General features: G+C 68.0%; 1 protein-coding gene. It reads right to left on the reverse strand.

Translation table 11 applies throughout. The features are described 5' to 3' along the window. A partial coding sequence (locus tag EN850_RS33520; RefSeq protein WP_136092933.1) for an ABC transporter permease occupies positions 1 to 478 on the reverse strand: 478 nt, incomplete at both ends.

Raw genomic sequence — 478 nt, forward strand, 5'->3', positions numbered from 1 at the left:
ACAGAATGTCCGACTGCACCGCGATGGGTGCCGCGCGCAGCTTGCCCGGGCCGACCTGCAGGCCGATGCGCTCGCGCAGCAGGCGTGCGTTCCATGCGGAAACCGCGTCGCCGATGTCGCGCGACGCCGACTGGCCGGTGGTCATGTAGGTGGCGTTGTAATAGGCAAACACCGTGCCCTGGCGCCCACGCAGCGCCTGCCGGGTGACATCGCGCGGCACCAGCACGATCGCGAACACGTCCAGCCTGCGCAGCTGCGAACGTGCTTCTTCCAGATCGATCGGTTGGCTGGCGACGCGCACGCCGGGACTGGCGTCGAGCATGCGCAGGAGCAGGCGGCTGTCACTGCTGTGGTCGAGGTCGACCACGGCGATCGGGATATCGCGCATCACCGAGGGCGTGAACATCCATGCCATCACCGCCAGCATCAGCAGCGGCAGCAGGGTGACCAGCATCAGGTCGGCGCGGTTGCTGCGCAG

This window comes from Mesorhizobium sp. M8A.F.Ca.ET.207.01.1.1 (genome assembly GCF_004794715.1).
Lineage (GTDB): Bacteria > Pseudomonadota > Alphaproteobacteria > Rhizobiales > Rhizobiaceae > Mesorhizobium.